The organism is Streptomyces sparsus, assembly GCF_054776295.1.
Window position 1 is genome coordinate 1 of record NZ_BAAHCA010001638.1, and the last position, 614, is coordinate 614.

1 protein-coding gene is annotated in these 614 nt (G+C 76.9%); it reads right to left on the reverse strand.

Going from position 1 to position 614, the window contains the following annotated elements:
• On the reverse strand, positions 1-555 hold a 555-nt coding region (locus ACYVE9_RS30045), incomplete at its 3' end, for an ERAP1-like C-terminal domain-containing protein (RefSeq protein ID WP_461031015.1).
• Positions 556-614 lie beyond the last annotated feature (59 nt).

Sequence of the window (614 nt, forward strand, 5' to 3'; positions counted from 1 at the left end):
GACGGCGAGGGCGCGGCGCAGGTCGTCGAGCTGGTCGGCGAGCGGGCGGTGCAGGGCCGGGCTCAGTCCGGCCGCCAGGGCCGTCTCACCGCGCTTGAGCAGCCCGGCGTCGACCAGCGGCGTGGGGAACGCGTACAGGGCGGCGAACTGGGCGACGGAGTCACCGCGGCGGGCGGCGAGGACCGGGGCGTCGGTCAGGAACCGGTCGCCGTACGGCTTGAGCAGGTCGAGCTGCTCGGCGTGCCAGAAGCCCTGAGCGGTGGCGGCGAACAGGTAGAGGGAGAGGGCGTCGGCCGGTCCGAACATGGCGTCCCAGGCGGCCTCCTTCGCCTCGGCGGTGGGCAGCGCGGCACGGCACCGGGCGGCGCCCTCCCGTCCGGTGGCGCTGGGGTCACGCTCGGCCTCGGCCCGGATCTCCCGTTCGCCGGCGGCACCGAGCACCACCAGCCGGTGCAGTACCAGCCAGCGCAGTTCGGGGTCGAGCGGCGGTCCGCCGGGCACGGTGCCCGCGGCCCGCCAGGCGAGCAGGTCGGCGGGATCGGTGGCGGATGCCACGCAGCCCCGGACAGCGGTGAGCCTGATCCCGGTGTCGGGCCGAGCGGCGGACGGGTCCG